Source organism: Henriciella mobilis (genome assembly GCF_003576315.1).
GTDB lineage: Bacteria > Pseudomonadota > Alphaproteobacteria > Caulobacterales > Hyphomonadaceae > Henriciella > Henriciella mobilis.
The window spans coordinates 282,223-300,083 of sequence record NZ_QWFZ01000003.1; the positions used below are offsets into that span (position 1 = coordinate 282,223).

The window sequence follows — 17,861 nt, forward strand, 5'->3', positions numbered from 1 at the left end:
ATCCCCGGATCAGGCCCCACCCCGACCCTCCCCAGAGGGGAGGGGGATGAGGTTATGCCCGGTACAACTGTCGGGACGCATGGTGAGCGAAGTCGAACCATGGGCCGGCGAGAAAGGCTGCGTCTAGCGCCCCCTCCCCTCTGGGGAGGGTCGGGGTGGGGCTTTACAAAGGAAAAATGTTCTGTTTTTGTTCTTTAATGGCTTCTCGCTCCCAGATTCTCAGGGCCCGCCAACTCCGGCGCGATATGACGCCCGCAGAACGGCTGCTCTGGTCCATTCTGCGGACCGAACGCTTCAAGCCGTTTCATCTCCGGCGGCAAGCCCCTGTTGATCGCTGGATCGTTGATTTCCTCTCCCATCGCGCGCAGCTTGTGATCGAGATCGACGGCGAAACCCATAGCCATGAACAAGACGCAAGACGTGATCGCGCGCTCAAGGCGCTGGGCTTTGATACGTTGAGGTTTTTCAACGGTGACGTCTGGCAGAATGCGAGTGGCGTTGCAGACCGGATTTATGACGAACTGTCGTGGCGATACTCGCCCCACCCTGACCCTCCCCGCGAGCGGGGAGGGGACGCATACGGGTAGGTTCGACTCGACTTCGCAGCCTCATCCCCTCCCCTCTGGGGAGGGTCGGGGTGGAGCGAGCGGCCCGCATCTGCGGGGATGGGTTCCCTGCCGGGCGGGTTCCGGCTACATCCGGCGCATGACCAGCTCAACCTTCCTCATTGCCATGTCGGGTGGCTCGGGTTCCGGCAAGTCGACGCTTGCCGATGCCCTGATCGAGCGCCTCGGCGCGGACAAGGCCGTCATCTTCCATGAGGATGGCTATTACTGGCCGATGCGCCATTACGGCCCCTGCGACACGCCCGAGCAGCGCGCCGCGATCATCGCGCAGGCCAATTATGACGATCCGGCCTCAAAGGATAACCGCCACCTCGTCAATGACATCAAGGCGCTGAAATCCGGCCAGTATATCGAGCAGCCCGTCTATGATTTCGACCGGCATGACCGCGACACGACGCGGACCTTTCGTATCGATCCGAAACCGGTCCTGATCCTGGAAGGCATCCACGCCCTTTCCGTGCCCGAGCTGTTCCCGCTGATCGACCTGTCAATCTATGTCGACACGCCGGACGATCTGCGCCTGGCGCGCCGCATCCGCCGCGACGTGCTGGAGCGCGGACGAACCGTGCAGAACGTGCTGGAGCACTATCTGACAACGGTGCGCGCGGCGCATTACCGCTTCACCCATCCGGCCAAGTTCGAGGCCGACCTTGTCATCGCCGATGAGGGCCTGCCGGCCTATGGCGATGTCATTCCGGGCGCCGAAGCAATCGACCGGATGCTCGCCCCTGTCATCTCCCGCCTGCAGGGCGCCGGCGTGATCTGACCGTCAGAGAAAATCCGCAATATCGCTGAGCGGCTTCTTCTTGAGCGCGTGCTTCGGCACCATGGCACCCTCTGCCGGATGCCCGGCAACGAGAATCAGGAAGGGTTTCTCCGTCGCGGGGCGCCCGCAAATCCCGTTCAGGAAATTCATCGGATTCGGCGTATGCACCAGCGTCGCCAGCCCCGCTTCATGGCAGGCCGCGATGAGCAGGCCGGTCGCGATACCGACGCTCTCATGGATGTAGTAATTCTTCCGGTCCTCACCGGCCTCGGCCCCGCCGCGGCGCTGCGCGAAGATACAGATGAGCCAGGGCGCGGTCTCCATATAGGGCTTGTCCGCATCGGTCCCGATGGGCGTCAGTGCGTCCAGCCATTCCATGCCCGCCTTGCCGGCATAGAAGGCGCGCTCCTCGGCTTCTGCGGCCTCCCGGATCTCGCGCTTTTTCTCCGGCGAGCCGACGCAGGCGAAGAACCAGGGCTGGTGATTGGCCCCCGATGGCGCTGTCCCGGCCGCCCGGACACAGGCCTCGATCAACCCTTGCGGCACGGGCCTGACTGAAAAGGCACGCACCGAGCGGCGGGTGCGCATGGTCTCATGGAAGGCGAGCGCACGCTGGCGCATCTCCGCTTCCGGCAACAGCCGGTAGCCCTCCAGCGGGAGATGGGTTTCTGGTGAGGTCCTCATGCAACCGGTCTGGCGCAGCCCGCGCGAACGGGCAAATCACGCTTTCGCCAGCTTGCGCGCCATGGCCGCGCCGCGCTTTGACGCCTTGGCGAGCCAGGTGTCGATCCCGGCCTGGGGCGTGCCCTTGACCGGGCCGAACTGGAAGGTGCGGAAGGGCTTGATGCCTGCAAAGTTGAAGACGGGCCGTTCGACCTGGTTCTTGGCGGCGCGGCGATAGGATAGCGCATCCCAGAAGACCGGCGCATCAGACGTCATGAACACATCGGCTGACCGGCCAGCCAGCAGCCTGTCCCACCAGGGCCCTTTCTCGTGATAGGCCATGGCAAAGCCAGGCAGGAAGCAGCGGTCGATAACGCCTTTCATCTTGGCGGGCATGCCGCCCCACCATTGGGGATAGGCCCAGACAAGATGGTTCGCCCACATGATATTCTCGCGCCATTCTTCCAGGCACGGCTCCAGCGTCTTGCGGGCATGATAGCCTTCGGTCAGGTCCGGATCGAAGTCCATCTCGTGCAAATTCATGCGGCGGGTCTCGGCGCCTTCGGCTTCGGCGGCCTTCTGGTAGGCATCGGCCATTCCATGCGAGAGCGAGGTATCGCGCGGATGTCCGACCCAGATGAAGATACGTGCGGCCATGCCAGCCCCTTTCTCAGTAAACATTGAATGAATTCATAATTGTTCAGCGCATGAATCGCAAGCAGTTTCTTCGAAGCGGTACTGGCGGCGCAGCCGCAAGGCCGTTTCGCGGCGCGGTCTGGTCGCGTGGAGAGATCTCGGGGGTCAGTCCCGCCTGAGGCTCGCCACCGCCTCGGCGACCGGCACATCCCCATCGGTCAGCTCGAAAATCTCCCGGCGGATCGATGGCGTGTCGATGAGCTCTGCAATGAAGGCGGCGACATTACCCCGCGCGACATTGCCATAGGGGATGGCGTGACCGGCGCGGACCCGGCCGTCGCCCGCCTCGCTCTGAAGCGTGCCAGGGCGGATGATGACATAGTCGAGCTCGCTGCCAGCCAGCGCGGCGTCCGCGCGCTTCTTCTCGGCCATATAGTGCTCGAAGCCGTCGCGGCGCTCGCGGCTGCGCCCCGCATCGGGGAAGACGGAAACGAGGTAGACACGTTTGACGCCCGTCTTGCGGGCCGCCTCGATCAGCTTGACCGGGCCGTCGCCGTCGATGGCGGTTGTCCGGTCGAGCCCGCTGCCTGCCGCCCCGGCGGAGAAGACGACAGCATCCGAGCCCTGCACCATCATTTCCAGGTCGCTGGCGGAGATCTCCATCAGGTCGGCCTCGACCGGCATGGCACCGGCCGCACGCAGGGCCTCGGCCTGCTCGGGCTTGCGATGCAGGCCCGTGACGGCATGGCCGCGCGCGATGAGGTCTGGCACCAGCCGGCTGCCGACCCCGCCTGTCGCGCCGATCAGGAAGATGTTGGCCATGGCTGAGATCCTTTCCGTTGTGCTGCCTGTCCATAACATGGCACGGCGGCGCGTGTTCCAGACAGTTTCCTCGCGGTCATGCCTGTGCGGCGGCCAATCGCGGGATTACGCTTCCGGCAACTATAAAACCGGGAGGAAAGAATGAAGGATTTCAGCGGGAAGATCGCCGTTGTCACTGGCGGCGGAGCCGGCATGGGCCGGGAGATGACCAAACAGCTCGCCGAGGCCGGCTGCAGCGTCGCGATCTGCGACATCTCCGAAGAGGATATGGCCGGCACGGTGTCGGCTGCCGAGGCGCTCGCGCCGCAGGGGGTGAGGATCACCGCCTTCCGCGCGGATGTCGGCAAGGAAGACCAGGTCCAGGCCTTTGCAGACCATGTCCGCACCGCGCACGAGACCGACCATATCCACCTGCTGATCAACAATGCCGGCATTGGCGGCGGCGGCAGCTTCGTCAGCGATCCGCGCGAAAGCTGGGAACGGACTTTCAATGTCTGCTGGTACGGCGTCTACTACAATGCTCGCGCCTTCATGCCGATGCTGATCGCCGCCGATGAAGGCCACATCGTGAATGTGAGCTCGGTCAACGGCTTCTGGGCGAGCCTCGGGCCGGAAACACCGCATACGGCCTATTCGACCGCCAAGTTCGCCGTGAAGGGGTTCACCGAAGCGCTGATCACGGATCTTCGCATCAACGCCCCGCATGTGACGGCGTCGGTCGTCATGCCCGGCCATATCGGCACCCAGATCGCGCTCAACACGCTGCGGGAGTTCGGCGACAATTCCGCGATTGGCGGGGGCAATGAAGAGTATGAAGCCGCAAAGGCGCGCGGCGAGATGTTTCGCGACAATGCCATCACCAGCGCACCCGACGCGGCAAAGGTCATCCTCGACGGCGTGCGCGCGGGCCAGTGGCGCATCCTGATCGGCCCGGACGCCGCCGCTCTCGACGAAGCGGTCCGGGCCACACCCGAAGCCGCCTATGAGGGCGACTTCGGGATGGACGTTTTCGCGTCGCTGAGAGAGGCGGTCCGGCCAGCCTAGCGGTTGTCCAGTTCGGCCCTGACCAGTTCCAGTCCCCGCCGCGTGATGCGATAGGGCGCACCGCCCCTCGAGGCGATGGCGCGCTTGCGCTTCAGCTTGCGGAAAAGATGCTCGTCGAGGCCGGCAAACCGCCAGCCATCGCGCGAGTAGCAGTGCAGCTCGGCGAGCTTCTTTCCCTGGCGGATGGTTTCAATGCGCCCGCCCTGGGCGAGCAGGTGAAGGATGCGCTGTTCGGCGCGGGAGATATCCATGTGTCTGTAGTCCGGAAGGTGTGCGCGGCCCGCTTTAAAGGGCGCACGCATGACAAGTCCTCGGCCTCTCAGCTTTGAGAGACCGGCATTCGCTTGTCGGCCTGCCTCGCCGGTTACGGCGCTCGCGGCAGGCCCCTTAGCGGGACTCAGACAGGTTGCGTGTCATCAACACTCCATTGGAGCGCTGTATTTGGGGCAAGTCACACGTGAGCGCAAGCCCCACCCCGACCCTCCCCAGAGGGGAGGGGAAGGCTGTCTCTAATGTTGCAAAGCCCGCGCATGGTTCGACTTCGCTCACCATGCGGGCGTGCGCGCTAACGTCTTGGCATGGCGCAACGTTCCCCCTCCCCTCTGGGGAGGGTCGGGGTGGGGTCGTCAGCTTTCCTCGCCGCGCAATTCCAGCGACGGCTTTTTCGCGGCCTGCGTCGAGGTCACGTGCTGCACATCCTCGCCGAGAATCTCGATCCAGGCATGTTTGCGGTCCTCGAAGACCGAGTGCTTCGGGGCGGGAAAGTCGAGATCGGTGAAATTGCCGACGGGAATGGCGGTCACGCCGGGCCAACCCTCGATGATATAGGCCATGGTCGAGCCGCAATGCGGGCAGAAGCGATAGGTCGCCTTGTTGCCGCTGTCTGCCGTGCGCACCCAGGTCTTCGTCTCGCCCTCAATGCTGATCTGCTCGTCCGGCCAGCGCGCCTACACCGCGAAGGCGCTGCCCGAGCGCTGCTGGCAGGCAAAGCAGTGGCAGACGGAGACGCGGACCGGCTCGCCCGTGCAGGTGACGGTCAGCTGGCCACAGCGGCAGGAGGCGGTTCGGGTGGTCATGACGGCCTCAATAGGACGTTGCCCAGGCGAGGAAGCCGTGGGTGGCGGTCTTGGAGATGCAGGGCACTGACATCTGGCGCACGGTCTCGCCGCGCTTGCGGATTTCGCCGACCCAGAAATTGCCATCGGGCGGGCAGTACCAGCCCTCGCCGGCCCGGTCGCCAAGCTTCAGTGTCAGCGGTGTTCTGATGAAGTCGGGCTCGGCGGCAAAGCACGGGTCATTCATCCAGGCTTCGATGATCGCGGTGCTCGCAGCGGTGTAGAGATAGCCCTCGCGGCGCAGCTCTTCTTCCGCGCGTTCGGCCGCTTCCTTGCGGGCCTGCTCCTTGGCACGGGCGGCTTCATATTTGGCCAGTTGGTCGGGGTCTTCAGGCGGAGGGGGCGGCGGCGGTGGCGGCGGTACCGGGCCGTAGGCGGTGCCGGATGACGTCCTGTAGCCCCGCCACTCCTGACGCTCCGCGCTATACCAGATCGTGGTCCGCACAGTCGGGTAAGAGGCCTGGTAGGCAAGGATCAGCGTCTCGGCATCTTTCGCCACTTCGGGAACATGCTGATCGGCGAGAATATTGGTGACCCGGTCTGACGCCTTCTGCCAGTCCTCTTCGCTCATCCGCTCCCGGATTTCGGCGAGGTCGAAATTGCGGAAGCCCTGGCATTTTGAAAGATCGAAGGCAGGCGCGTCATCTGCGGCATGCGTGCCCGGTTCGTGCGTCGCGCACCCCGGCAGGGTGAGCGAAAGCGCAATGATCGGGGCAAGCGCGGCGCGGAGGGGTTTCATCCTATTCGTCCGGAAGGTCCGGGACACCGACAACGTGGAAGCCCGCATCGACGTGCATGACTTCGCCGGCGATGGACTGGCCGAGATCGGACAGGAGGTAGAGCGCAGCGCCGGCGACGCCTTCCATCTTCGTGTCTTCCTTCAGCAGCGACCAGTCGCGGCCGGTGCCCATCAGCGACTTGCCGCCGCGAATACCGGCCAGCGACAGGGTGCGCATCGCGCCCGCCGAGATGGCGTTGACGCGGATGCCTTGCGCACCGAGGTCCCGCGCCGCGTAACGGGTGGCCGCTTCAAGCGCCGCCTTGGCGACGCCCATGACGTTGTAGGACGGAACGGTGCGTTCAGCACCGAGATAGGTCATGCAGATCATTGCGCCGCCATCTGGCATCAGCTCGGCCCCGCGCCGGGCGCAATCGATGAAGGAGTAGACCGAAATGTCCATGGCGCGGCGGAAGCCCTCACGCGTCGTATTGGCGACCATCGAGCCCTGCAGCTCCTCCTTGCCGGCAAAGGCGATGGAGTGAACGAGGAAGTCGATCTTGCCCCATTTTTCCTTGATGGCCGCGAAGGCAGCATCCATGCTCGCATCATCGGTCACGTCGGCCGGGATCATCGCGTCCATGCCGATGGATTCCACCAGCGGCCGGACCCGGCGCTCGAGGCTTTCGCCTTGATAGGTGAAGGCGATTTCGGCGCCTTGGGCAGCCAGCTGTTTCGAGATGCCCCAGGCAATCGAATTCTGGTTGGCAACGCCCATGACGACGCCGCGCTTGCCCTTCATCAGCTCGCCTGACGGCATGTTCCAGTCGTCCGACATGATCGCTCACTCCCTGACGGTGAATATGTTTTCCAGCCTTCGGGCTAGGCGCGCGCGCCGGATGCGTCAAGCGCCCGGCATGCTCGCATTGCCATCAAGGACGTTCTTCAGGCCGACCTTCATGTCGAGCGCGGTGTAGACATGTTCACCATCGACATAGACCCGGCCATCGGCAATGCCGAGGACGAGCCGGCCGCGGCGGGCCCGCTTGATGTCGATCTCATAGCGCACGAGCTTCTTGTCCGGTGTGATCTCGCCGGTGAACTTCACCTCGCCGACCCCGAGCGCGCGGCCCTTGCCCGGCGAGCCGGACCAGCCGAGCCAGTAGCCGACCGCCTGCCACATCGCATCAAGGCCGAGGCAGCCCGGCATCACAGGGTCGCCCGGGAAGTGGCACTGGAAGAACCAGAGATCCGGCTGGATGTCGTACTCGCCGATTACATGCCCCTTGCCGAACTGGCCGCCATCCAGGCTGATCTCCGTGATCCGGTCCATCATCAGCATCGGCGGCATGGGCAGCTGCGCATTGCCCGGCCCGAAAAGCTGGCCCTGGCCCGAGATGAGGAGGTCTTCCTTGGTGTAGGAGGACTTGGGGGTATGGAAGTCGTGCGGTCCGCTCATGAGGGGACTCCTGCTGATCAGAACAAGAAAACGCGCATGAGCCTGCCTGAGGCTGGATTGTCAAGCAATGACAACGAGACGCTGGGTTGCAGGAATGGGTGACGTCAGAGCCCGTCCGTATGCGTCTCAATGCCCCAGAGCGAGGCCTGCTCGACCCAGCCCTTGAAGCCGTCGGCCTTGATTCGGCACCAGCCATCCTCGCACTGTTCGAGCTCGGCAATGACGCCCTTCTGGATGGACGCCATGCCGCGTGAGAGCTCATTGGGCTTGCGCCGCATGATCGCCTTGGTCAGCAGGACAACGTTGCGGCGATCGTTCAGCATCCGCGCCTGCACCCAGGTCTCGTCGCCGTCGGCATCGCGGATCTGGCGCCAGTCGCGGGTTTCCTTGACCACGAGTACCGGCATGCCCTGGCGCTCATACCGCCAGACGATTTCGTGGTCCTTGGATGGCCCGCGCCGGCCATGAACCGCCGAGTAGCGCAGTGATTCGAATCGCGGCACCGGCTTGCCGGAAAACTGGCTGATGCGCACCGGCTCGGGCTCTGCAACGGCAGTTGCATAACTGGCGGCGTTCAGGATAAGGCAAACAGCAAAGACAAGACGTGCAGGCAGTTTCATGAGGCCTTTATCGCGCGCGCCGGTGAATCGGCGGTAAAGCCGCAGGGCTGCGCATTGGCGATCGGCAAATGCTCTGCTATGCGCAGAAGCAGGAAAGGAAACGTTCATGACCGCAAAGCGGCTGAAGGTCATCGTCACGCGGCGCCTGCCGGATCCCGTCGAGATCCGGCTGAAGGAGCTTTTCGACACGGAACTCAACGAAACTGACGTCCCGTTTTCCGACGCGCAGATGATAGATGCCGTGAAGCGTGCCGACGTTCTCGTGCCGACCGTGACCGACCGAATCGATGGGCGCCTGCTTGCCCAGGCCGGGCCGCAGCTGCGCCACATCGCCCAGTTCGGCGCCGGGGTCGACAATCTCGACATTGAGAGCGCCGTCCAGCGCGGCATCACCGTGACCAATACGCCCGGCGTGCTGACCGACGACACCGCCGATGTCACCATGGCGCTGATCCTGTCCGTGCCGCGCCGCCTCTATGAAGGCGTGAAGCTGCTGGAAGCGGGCAAGTTCGATGGCTGGGCGCCAACCTGGATGCTGGGCCGCCGCCTCGCCGGCAAGCGTCTTGGCATTATCGGCATGGGCCGCATCGGCCAGGCCGTCGCCCGCCGGGCCACGGCGTTCGGCCTGCAAATCCATTATCACAACCGCAAGCCATTGAACCGCCAGGTCACTGACGAGCTGGAGGCCACATACTGGGAGAGCCTCGACCAGATGCTGGCGCGGATGGACGTCATCTCAGTCAACTGCCCGCACACGCCGGCGACCTTCCACCTGCTGAATGCGCGCCGGATCGACCTGCTCAAGCCCGACGCTTTCGTGGTCAACACCGCGCGCGGCGAGGTGATCGACGAGGCCGCCCTCGCCCGGGCGCTGAAGGCAGGACGGATTGGCGGCGCCGGCCTCGACGTGTTCGAACGCGAGCCGGTGGTCAACCCTGAACTGGTCGGCCTGCCGAATGTCGTGCTGCTGCCGCATATGGGCTCGGCCACGGTCGAGGGCCGGATCGAGATGGGCGAAAAGGTCATCATCAACATCAAGACCTTCGCCGACGGCCACAAGCCCCCGGACCGCGTCATCCCGGCGATCCTCTAGACCCGCCTGAGTCAATCACAGGCTGTGCGGCTTTCCCCTTGACGGGACAGGCTGGAAATCCATTAATTCCCTGTAGGGTCGACAAGGAGTAATCGATGAATTTGACGGCGAAGTCCGGGCTTCTGGCTGCGGCAAGCCTGCTGCTTTCGTTTGCGGCGAGCGCACAGGACGCAAACGGAGATTCCGAGCGCAGGCTCGATACCGTTTACACGATCGGAAACAACATCCCCACAATCGAGGAGATCGTTGCCGAGCCGACATTCTTCAGCGGCGAGCTGTCGCCATCCGGCCGCTATATGGCAGGCGTGCGGCGGGACGGGCTGGACTATTTCCTCGTCGTCACAGACCTCGAAGATGCGGAGCTGAAATTTGCCGGCACCAAGTTCGAGGATCTCCGCATTACCGAAGTTCACTGGGCAACTGAGGACCGCCTGATCGTCGAGGCGTATGCGGTATTTAACCGCAACACCAACAGCCTGATGAACAAAGCGGACTGGTTCGATCCAGATGCCCGTGGGTATCGCGTCGATGCGCTGTATGGCATCGACCGCGACGGCGGAAACCTCGTCCGGTTCTTCGAGGGCGACCGCGACATGGACAACATCTACACCCAGGTGAACCTGATCGATGTCGTTCCGTCCGACCCCGAGCACATGCTGGTTTCGCGGCGCGCGCCGGACTATGGCAACAAGAAGAGCGACAACATTACGCTTGGCGGTGCCGACGTATACCGGGTCAATGTCAACTCCGGCGACTTCGAAGAGTTCGTACGCGGCAATGACCGCACCACGCAATACCAGACCGATGCGGACGGTAACCTGATTTACCGGATCGACGAAAACTCCACCGGCACGCGAAACATCTTCTACGTTCTGACAAAGAAGGAAAACGGCAAGCTTTCATGGGAGCGCGGCGCGTCAATCAAGATTAACGACCTGGTCGACGAGCTCGAAACACCGTTCAAATTCCAGATCCTGCAGCCAGCCGAAGAAGCGCCGCTATTTTATGTCCGCGATGTTCCCGGCACGCAGGACAGACATGCAATCTATCTCTACAACCTCGCTACGGGTGAGCATGTCGAGAAGATTGCCGAACATCCCGACTATGACATGGAGGGCGGCATCTTCGACCCCAATACCAATGAACTGATCGGCGTTCGCTGGGAAGGCAAGAAGCCAGGCATGCTGCTGTTTGATCCGGCGCAGCAACAATATGTCGATGCGCTGGAAAACTATCTCGGCGACCAGCAGACCTTCGAATTTGTCGACATGAGCAATGATGGCCGCAAGTGGTTGATCGCCGCGACGGGCCCCGGCAATCCCGGCACATACCTGACCTTCGACCTCGATGAGGTAAAGATCAGGGAAGTCGCCGTGCGCCGGGCACCAATGGCGGGCAAGGCAACCGCCGAGGTGAAGGTCGTCGATTACAAGTCAAGGGACGGTAAGGACCTTTTCGGTTACCTGACCCTGCCACCCGGAATCGAGGCGGCCGACTCCCTGCCACTCGTCATGTATCCGCATGGCGGGCCGCAAGCGCGCGACTTTTTCGTTTATGATGGCATGGCGCAATTGCTGGCCTCGCGCGGCTATGCCGTCTTTCAGCCGCAGTTCCGCGGTTCTGCCGGCATGGGCAAGACGTTTGCGCAATCTGGCTATCGTGAGTGGGGCGGCATCATGCAGACGGATGTCGAAGATGCTCTGACCCACCTTGTCTCTGAAGGCATGGTGGATCCGGACCGAGCTTGCATCATGGGCTATTCCTATGGCGCCTACGCTGCCATGCAGGCCGCCGTGGCCACGCCCGACGCCTATCGTTGCGTTCTGGCTGGCGGCGGCGTGTACGACCTTCGTGAAATGCAGAAATGGTCCCAGGCCGAACGCGGCAGCAATTCGTCAACGTACGAATACTGGCTGACGCAGCTCGGCGATCCGGTCAACGATTACGACGACCTGATCGCTCGCTCTCCCGCCCGGCACGTCGAAAGACTCAAGGCGCCGGTGTTCCTGTTCCATGGCCGAGAAGACAATATCGTGCCGATCGAGCAGGCTGAGCTGCTTCGCAGCCGACTGGACAGTGCGAACAAGACGTTTGAGTACGTCGTGATGGACAAGTCCGGGCACTCTTACGGCGCCTACCGTACCGACGAGCCAGAGACGATCCGTCGCGACATCCTGGAGTTCCTGTCGCGGTACAACCCGACCAATAGGAATCCTGGCTACTAAAGCGAGGCCAATTGACAAAAAAAGCCCGGCATCTCTGCCGGGCTTTTTCATGCTTTCAATCTCTTGCCGAGGGCGTCTCTAGTGGACGCTGACCGGGCGCATCTCGTGTGCGCGGGCGGCGGCAAAGGCAGCTTCGCGGCCTTCGACGATCGCCAGTTGCTGGCCGTCACCATTGGCGAGCACGAACAGTGCGTCACGGTCGGCAACGGTGTCGAGCGCCTCAGGCGGCAGGCCATCGAGCTCTTTTTCGGCGATCCGGCGGATATAAACCAGATCCTTCGCCGAAAACAGCTTGGCGGCTTGATGTTGAAGGTCTGTCGTCATGGCATGCTCCTTCCTTCAAAGACAGGACCACGACACATGATGCCCGGCGAGAAGCCCCATTTGGCGGCAGCTCCTCTCGCCGCCGGGCTCGGGTGTCATGGTGAATCTGGTGTCGCATAATGCCCGGTTCAAGCCGGAAAGGCGGCAAGATGTGGGCATTTGCTCACTTTTTTAGCTGACGCTGAATGGCCATTCAGATTCAGCTAAAAAAGCCGGATCAGTCGAATTCCTCGGTGATGATATCGTCTTCAGGCACGCCGATTTCCAGAAGCGCCGCCGAGATGTCATCCAGCATCGCATCCGGTCCGCAAACATAGCATTTGCCTTGTCCAGGCTCGATCCGGCGAGCCAGCAGCTCCTTGTCGATCATGCCTTTGGGCAGGTCCGTATCGGACTGGTGGCTGACCGTGAAATAGGTGGTGAGACCCGGCATGTCCTCGAACATCTTGCGATGGATGATGTCGTCTTCGGTCTTGTTGGAGAAGATCAACTCGCAGCCATCCAGCGTGCCATTCTTCTCCAGCCGCTCGCGAAGGATCGCGATGAAGGGCGTCACGCCGGCACCGCCTGCGATGAACCAGCCCTTGCCTTCGTCCTGGATGGCGCCCCAGGGCTCATCGGCCAGGACCGTGTCGCCGGGTTTCAGCGTGGCGAGACGCTTGGTCATGCCGTCATGCTCCGGATAGGTCTTGATGGTGAATTCGAGATTGCCTTCCTGCGGCAGGCTGGTCGGCGTGAAGGGATGCCCGTCATCGCGCCAGCCTTCGCGGTCAAGGGCGAGATCAATGGCCTGGCCGGGCGTGTAGGTGAGGTCTGCCGGCTTGTCGAAGACATACCGGTTGACGTCATGGGTGACGGCTTCGACAGCCTGTAGCGTCAGCGTATGCATATTTTTCTCCGTTTTTTATCAGCTTGCCGGAGAAACGTGTCTGGAGATGGCGGCGTTCCCGTGCCGCTCGTCTGAAATTTTCTATGGCTGGTATAGAGAGGCCGCTGCGCCACCCTTGGACCAGCCACAATGGCTGCCGCTGACGCGCAGCCCTGAGCGCGATCCATCGCGGAGCGAAGCGTAGCGGGGATAATACAAAAAAGGCGGCTGCCGCCGCATTCGCCAGCCTAAAATCAGTCCCCCGGACTGATTTTTTGAGCTGACGCTCAATCGGCAGCGAATGGTGGAGCCTAGCGGGATCGAACCGCTGACCTCCTGCATGCCATGCAGGCGCTCTCCCAGCTGAGCTAAGGCCCCATTTCTCTGGAGCGCGTGAGTTATAGTCTCACGCGCTCCTGATCAAGTCCATTTATCAGGACTTTTCGTCTTCGTCCTCACCGGACGCATCATCATCCTCGTCGTCGTCATCATCGTCGTCGTCGAGGGTCAGATCGTCTTCGTCGCCGAGGTCGATATCGTCGTCTTCGAGGTCGAAATCATCTTCGTCCTCGTCGAGGTCGATGTCGTCGTCATCATCGTCATCGTCGATGCCGTCCTCGTTGAAGCCGCTTGGCACCTTGCCGGGCGCAGCCTCATCGTCTTCTTCCTCGTCGCCGCCTTCCAGGACTACTTCATCGGCATCCGAGCCGAGTTCGCGGGACGCTTCGTCCTCGTCGTCATCCTCGTCTTCATCTTCCTCGATGTCGTCGTCATCATCATCGCCGTCATCGTCGTCATCGCTGACGGCCTTCTTCTTGCGGCGCTTGTTCTCTTCCTCTTCGAGATCGTCCTCGTCCTCATCCTTCGGCACAGCGCTCTTGGCGCGCTTCGCTTTCAGCTTGGCGCTGGTCGTGCGGACCTCGTCATCGTCGGGATCGAATTCGGTCTTGCACTTCGGGCAAACGGCCGGGCGCTTGTTCAGGTCGTAGAACTTCGCTTCGCAGCTGGGGCAAATCTGTTTGATACCAAGATCTGGATCGGCCATCGGTCTTTGGTCTCCGCACCTGGGATGAAATGATGGGGGGGCGCTTGCCAGAAAGGCGCGCCCCTGTCAAAGCGCTTTTCGCGTGCTTGTGCAGAGGAGATGCGTTTGGCCTGGACTTCATACCCCGTTCCCCGGTTTCAGGGCGCCATCCGGGCGCCGGGCGACAAGTCCTGCTCGCACCGTGCCCTGATGTTTGCGGGCCTCGCGGATGGCACCTCCGAGATATCCGGCCTGCTGGAAGGCGAAGACGTCATAAACACAGCAAAAGCCATGGCCGCGCTCGGCGCCAGCGTCGAGCAGACCGGCCCGGGAAAATGGACGGTCAAGGGTGTTGGCAAGGCGGGCCTCAGCTCGCCGGCTCAGGATATCGATTTCGGTAATTCGGGCACCGGCTCGCGCCTGATGATGGGGCTGATGGCCGGCTATCCGATCACAGCGCGTCTCGTGGGCGATGCCAGCCTCTCGAAGCGGCCAATGAACCGCGTGATCAAGCCGCTGGAGCAGATGGGCGCACGCTTCGAGCATGACGGACGCGGCATGCTGCCGATCACGCTGCACGGGTCCGACGCGCTGACGCCCATCGACTTCGAGCCGGAACAGGCCTCCGCGCAGGTCAAGTCCTGCGTCCTGCTGGCAGGCCTCAATGCCCGTGGCACGACAAGCGTCACCGAATCCCGTCCGACGCGCGACCATACAGAGAAAATGCTGCGCGGCTTCGGCGTGAAGATATCGACGCGGCCCGCTGGCGGCGTTCGCCAGTGTGTGAGCATCGAGGGCGGCCAGACGCTCCAGCCGGTCGATACATCCATTCCAGGAGACCCCTCCTCGGCCGCCTTCCTGATTGCCGGGGCGCTGATCTCGCCATCGGGCGGGGTCGTCGTCGAGGGCGTGATGTCGAACGAGACGCGCGACGGCTTCTTCCAGGCCGCCGCCATGATGGGCGCGGGGCTCGGCGCCGAGGAAATGGGCGATGCAGCCGGTGAACGGCTGGTGGACCTGCAGGCCGCCACAGCCAGCCTCAGGGGCCGGTCCATTCCGGAAACCCTGGTTGCTTCAATGATTGACGAATTCCCGATCCTGTCAGTCATCGCCGCCTTTGCCGAGGGTGAAACCGTCGTCTCTGGCGCAGAGGAGTTGCGCGTGAAGGAAAGCGACCGGATCGCTGCGACGGTCGCCATGCTGAGGGTAAACGGTGTCGAGGTGGAAGAACGCGCCGACGGCTTTGTCGTGCAGGGCTGCGGCGGCCCGCCGCCGGGCGGCGGCCTTGTCGAGACCCATCATGACCACCGCATCGCGATGAGCGCGCTGGTCATGGGTACGGCCGCGCAAAAGCCGGTCTCCATCGATGATCCGGGCATGATCGCGACGTCCTATCCCGACTTCATGGCCCATATGGCCGAGCTCGGCGCGGACATCCGGGAGGGTTGAACCGGGTGATCAGGCGCTGGCTGCCCCAGCATGAGCGCGAGCTGACTCCGAGGCACAGCTCACAATCGCCGGCGCCTTCTGGATGAGCGCATCATTGGTCAGCGCATCGACCATGAACAGCGCAAAATCCACGCGGCGGGTCCGATTGCTCTCCAGCACCGGATCGCCGACATGTTCGGCCCAGACGGGCAGGCCCTCGCTTTCGCCTTCTTCAAGGTTGCTGCCACGCACGACTGTCCATTGCCGGTCGCTTTCGAAGACCCGCCGGCAGGCTTCGACCTGGTCGTCGATGTCGACCAAACGAAACAGCCGGCCAATGAAGCCGAATACGGCCAAGAGGGCTTTCAGCTGCCAGCTATACTTGTCCTTGCCGTCCCGCGTGATGTGCCAGCCGCAGGAGAAGATCAGACGGGCATCCTCGGGGGCAAGATCGAGTACCGCCTGGGCCGTCTTGGTCGCATAGCCCGTAACGCCCCATGGCACGAGAACCGTCAGAACGCCGTCGCAGTCCTTGACCGCCTGGCGGATGACATCGCGGTCATCCGTTGCCCCCGGGAATACGGTGATCTCATCCTTCAGCGCGTCGAGCTTTTCCACGCTCTGTTCCCGGCAGACCCCGACGACTTCGTATCCCCGCGCGAGCGCGTGACGGGCCATGTACTGGCCAAGCTTGCCTGATATGCCGATGATGCAGACTTTCATCATCCGCCCCCTTCCCTTCATGCCGCCAGCCATGATGGGATAAACTCTTCAGCGATGCCAGAGACTGCAGTCATGATCTCTCTTCACCACGGCAACATTCTCGACATTACCTGCGATGTGATCGTCAACGCGGCCAATTCCTCGCTGATGGGGGGCGGCGGGGTCGACGGGGCGATCCACCGCGCGGCCGGTCCGGAGCTGAAAGAGGCGTGCAAACCACTCGCACCCTGCCCGACCGGCGAGGTTCGCGTGACCGATGGCTTCAGGATCGAAGGCCGCCTCATCTTTCATACGGTCGGCCCCATATGGCGCGGCGGGCAGGAGGGGGAGGCCGAGCTTCTGGCGGCGTGTTACCGCCATTGCCTCGACGAACTCGTGGCACGGGAGCTGAGGTCCATCGCCTTCCCCGCCATCTCGACCGGGGCCTATGGGTTTCCGGTGAACGAGGCCGCAGGCATTGCCGTGCGCGCGTGCCGCGCCATGGCCGAGCGCCACCCGGTTTCGATCACCCTCACCGCCTTCGACGCGGCGAATGCAAACGCACTCGCCGCAGCGCTCGAAGCCTGACCCTCAGGCCGTCAGGCGGGCGATGGTTTCCAGGTGGGGCGCGAGGTCGAGGCCCTGCGCCTCCAGCCAGCCAGGATTGTAATAGGTGTCGAGATAGCGCTCGCCGCCATCGCAGATCAGTGTCGCGACGCTGCCGGCCCGTCCGGCCTCCCGCATTTCCGCCATCAGGTGCAGCGCCGCCCAGACATTCGTCCCGGTCGACCCGCCGCACTTGCGCCCCAGCATGCCTTCCAGCCAGTGGATCGTGGCAAGCGAGGCGGCATCCGGCACCTGCATCATCCGGTCGATGACGCGTGGCTGGAAGGAGGCCTCGACACGGGGGCGGCCAATCCCCTCGATACGCGAGCGCCCCTTGATCCTGAGATCGGGGTCGCGCGTGACATAGTGATCGTAGAAGACGGAGTTTTCCGGATCGGCGACGCAAAGCTGCGTTTTCGACGACAGGTCTCCGCGATAGCGGATGAAGCGGCCGATGGTGGCCGACGTCCCGCCCGTGCCCGCACTCATCACGACCCAGTCCGGGATGGCGTGTTCTTCAAGCGAGAGCTGCGCGAACAGGCTCTCGGCAATATTGTTGTTGCCGCGCCAGTCCGTCGCCCGCTCGGCGAAAGTGAACTGGTCCATGTAATGCCCGCCAAGCTCTGAGGCGATGCGCTCGGCCTCGGCATAGATGTCCGGGGCCGGGACGGCGCGGGTCTCGGCGCCGTAGAAACGGATCTGGTCGATTTTCTTCTGCGCCGTGCCCTCCGGCAGGACGGCGATGAAGCGCAGGCCGAGCAGCCGGGCGAAATAGGCTTCCGACACGGCCGTCGAGCCTGAGGAGCTTTCGACCACGACCGTGTCCGGTCCGATCATTCCGTTGCACAGGCCATAAAGGTAAAGCGAGCGGGCCAGCCGGTGCTTCAGGCTGCCGGATGGATGGATCGACTCGTCTTTCAGGTAGAGGGCCTGGTCATCAAAGCCGGGCAGGTCGACCCGGATAAGATGCGTATCGGCCGAGCGGTTGAAGTCGGCATTGATGCGCTGCATGGCCTCGCAGACCCACTGCCGCTCGCCGCAAAGATCCTGCATCCCGGACAGCCTCCTGATTGCATCCAAGGTCCGCGCTTGATGACAGGCTGCATCATGGCTTGGCAAGTC

The 17,861-nt window shown here is 63.0% G+C and carries 20 protein-coding genes, 1 tRNA gene and 1 pseudogene; 7 read left to right on the plus strand and 15 right to left on the minus strand.

What is annotated here, in order from left to right:
- Positions 1–155 precede the first annotated feature (155 nt).
- Both D1227_RS01390 and udk read left to right on the plus strand, forming a co-directional pair.
- On the plus strand, positions 156–587 hold the full coding sequence (locus D1227_RS01390; RefSeq protein ID WP_147373246.1) for an endonuclease domain-containing protein: 432 nt from the start codon (positions 156–158) through the stop codon (positions 585–587).
- A 118-nt stretch (positions 588–705) separates the two neighbouring features.
- Complete coding sequence (udk, locus tag D1227_RS01395; RefSeq protein ID WP_119375421.1) at positions 706–1,392, plus strand: uridine kinase; 687 nt, start codon at positions 706–708, stop codon at positions 1,390–1,392.
- A 3-nt stretch (positions 1,393–1,395) separates the two neighbouring features.
- Here the strand turns inward: udk and D1227_RS01400 are convergent, their stop codons facing one another.
- From D1227_RS01400 to D1227_RS01410, 3 genes are all read right to left on the minus strand, one after another.
- On the minus strand, positions 1,396–2,076 hold the full coding sequence (locus D1227_RS01400) for a nitroreductase family protein (RefSeq protein WP_119403520.1): 681 nt from the start codon (positions 2,074–2,076) through the stop codon (positions 1,396–1,398).
- Positions 2,077–2,112: 36 nt separating this feature from the next.
- On the minus strand, positions 2,113–2,712 hold the full coding sequence (locus D1227_RS01405) for an NAD(P)H-dependent oxidoreductase (protein WP_158586535.1): 600 nt from the start codon (positions 2,710–2,712) through the stop codon (positions 2,113–2,115).
- 144 nt (positions 2,713–2,856) lie between these two features.
- Positions 2,857–3,513, minus strand: a complete 657-nt coding sequence (locus tag D1227_RS01410; RefSeq protein ID WP_119403522.1) for an SDR family oxidoreductase — start codon at positions 3,511–3,513, stop codon at positions 2,857–2,859.
- A 141-nt stretch (positions 3,514–3,654) separates the two neighbouring features.
- Between D1227_RS01410 and D1227_RS01415 the strand changes: the two genes are divergently transcribed.
- Positions 3,655–4,557 carry an SDR family NAD(P)-dependent oxidoreductase gene (locus D1227_RS01415; RefSeq protein WP_119403523.1) on the plus strand — a complete coding sequence of 301 codons (903 nt, stop codon included), beginning with the start codon at positions 3,655–3,657 and terminating at the stop codon, positions 4,555–4,557.
- Here the strand turns inward: D1227_RS01415 and D1227_RS01420 are convergent.
- From D1227_RS01420 to D1227_RS01445, 6 genes and pseudogenes are all read right to left on the minus strand, one after another.
- Positions 4,554–4,808, minus strand: a complete 255-nt coding sequence (locus D1227_RS01420) for a YjhX family toxin (protein WP_119403524.1) — start codon at positions 4,806–4,808, stop codon at positions 4,554–4,556. The genes D1227_RS01415 and D1227_RS01420 overlap by 4 nt on opposite strands.
- Before the next feature lie 375 nt (positions 4,809–5,183).
- Positions 5,184–5,759: pseudogene (locus D1227_RS20550) on the minus strand (GFA family protein).
- Positions 5,641–6,411 carry a hypothetical protein gene (locus tag D1227_RS01430; protein ID WP_119403525.1) on the minus strand — a complete coding sequence of 257 codons (771 nt, stop codon included), beginning with the start codon at positions 6,409–6,411 and terminating at the stop codon, positions 5,641–5,643. The pseudogene D1227_RS20550 and the gene D1227_RS01430 overlap by 119 nt, the downstream one beginning before the upstream one ends.
- 1 nt (position 6,412) lies before the next feature.
- Positions 6,413–7,228, minus strand: a complete 816-nt coding sequence (locus D1227_RS01435) for an enoyl-ACP reductase FabI (protein WP_119403526.1) — start codon at positions 7,226–7,228, stop codon at positions 6,413–6,415.
- Positions 7,229–7,294: 66 nt separating this feature from the next.
- The gene (fabA, locus tag D1227_RS01440; RefSeq protein WP_119375430.1) at positions 7,295–7,849 is read right to left on the minus strand and encodes a bifunctional 3-hydroxydecanoyl-ACP dehydratase/trans-2-decenoyl-ACP isomerase; all 555 of its coding nucleotides are present in this window, start codon (positions 7,847–7,849) and stop codon (positions 7,295–7,297) included.
- Between the two features lie 104 nt (positions 7,850–7,953).
- Complete coding sequence (locus D1227_RS01445) at positions 7,954–8,469, minus strand: SH3 domain-containing protein (RefSeq protein WP_158586536.1); 516 nt, start codon at positions 8,467–8,469, stop codon at positions 7,954–7,956.
- 106 nt (positions 8,470–8,575) lie between these two features.
- Between D1227_RS01445 and D1227_RS01450 the strand changes: the two genes are divergently transcribed.
- Together D1227_RS01450 and D1227_RS01455 are read left to right on the plus strand one after the other, a co-directional pair.
- Positions 8,576–9,562, plus strand: coding sequence for a 2-hydroxyacid dehydrogenase (locus D1227_RS01450; protein ID WP_119403527.1), 987 nt, complete (start codon positions 8,576–8,578; stop codon positions 9,560–9,562).
- Between the two features lie 95 nt (positions 9,563–9,657).
- A complete protein-coding gene (locus D1227_RS01455) occupies positions 9,658–11,787 on the plus strand; it encodes an alpha/beta hydrolase family protein (RefSeq protein ID WP_119403528.1) in 2,130 nt (709 codons plus the stop codon).
- A gap of 78 nt (positions 11,788–11,865) precedes the next feature.
- Here the strand turns inward: D1227_RS01455 and D1227_RS01460 are convergent, their stop codons facing one another.
- The 4 genes from D1227_RS01460 to D1227_RS01475 form a co-directional block, all read right to left on the minus strand.
- Positions 11,866–12,111: a DUF1150 family protein gene (locus D1227_RS01460; RefSeq protein WP_119375433.1), complete on the minus strand. Its 246-nt coding sequence runs from the start codon at positions 12,109–12,111 to the stop codon at positions 11,866–11,868.
- A 217-nt stretch (positions 12,112–12,328) separates the two neighbouring features.
- Positions 12,329–13,000 (minus strand): FAD-binding oxidoreductase, encoded by a 672-nt coding sequence (locus D1227_RS01465; protein WP_119403529.1) that lies wholly within the window; start codon positions 12,998–13,000, stop codon positions 12,329–12,331.
- A 281-nt stretch (positions 13,001–13,281) separates the two neighbouring features.
- Positions 13,282–13,357, minus strand: a tRNA-Ala gene (locus tag D1227_RS01470).
- A 55-nt stretch (positions 13,358–13,412) separates the two neighbouring features.
- Positions 13,413–14,024, minus strand: coding sequence for a TIGR02300 family protein (locus D1227_RS01475; protein WP_119403530.1), 612 nt, complete (start codon positions 14,022–14,024; stop codon positions 13,413–13,415).
- A 99-nt stretch (positions 14,025–14,123) separates the two neighbouring features.
- Between D1227_RS01475 and aroA the strand changes: the two genes are divergently transcribed.
- Positions 14,124–15,452, plus strand: coding sequence for a 3-phosphoshikimate 1-carboxyvinyltransferase (gene aroA, locus D1227_RS01480; RefSeq protein ID WP_233352882.1), 1,329 nt, complete (start codon positions 14,124–14,126; stop codon positions 15,450–15,452).
- 9 nt (positions 15,453–15,461) lie between these two features.
- Here aroA and D1227_RS01485 read toward each other — a convergent pair whose 3' ends face one another.
- Positions 15,462–16,154 (minus strand): NAD(P)-dependent oxidoreductase, encoded by a 693-nt coding sequence (locus tag D1227_RS01485; RefSeq protein WP_119403999.1) that lies wholly within the window; start codon positions 16,152–16,154, stop codon positions 15,462–15,464.
- 72 nt (positions 16,155–16,226) lie between these two features.
- On the opposite strand from D1227_RS01485, the gene D1227_RS01490 reads away from it, so the two are divergent.
- Complete coding sequence (locus D1227_RS01490; RefSeq protein ID WP_119403531.1) at positions 16,227–16,721, plus strand: macro domain-containing protein; 495 nt, start codon at positions 16,227–16,229, stop codon at positions 16,719–16,721.
- A gap of 3 nt (positions 16,722–16,724) precedes the next feature.
- Here the strand turns inward: D1227_RS01490 and D1227_RS01495 are convergent, their stop codons facing one another.
- Positions 16,725–17,792, minus strand: coding sequence for a PLP-dependent cysteine synthase family protein (locus D1227_RS01495; RefSeq protein WP_119403532.1), 1,068 nt, complete (start codon positions 17,790–17,792; stop codon positions 16,725–16,727).
- Positions 17,793–17,861: the final 69 nt, after the last annotated feature.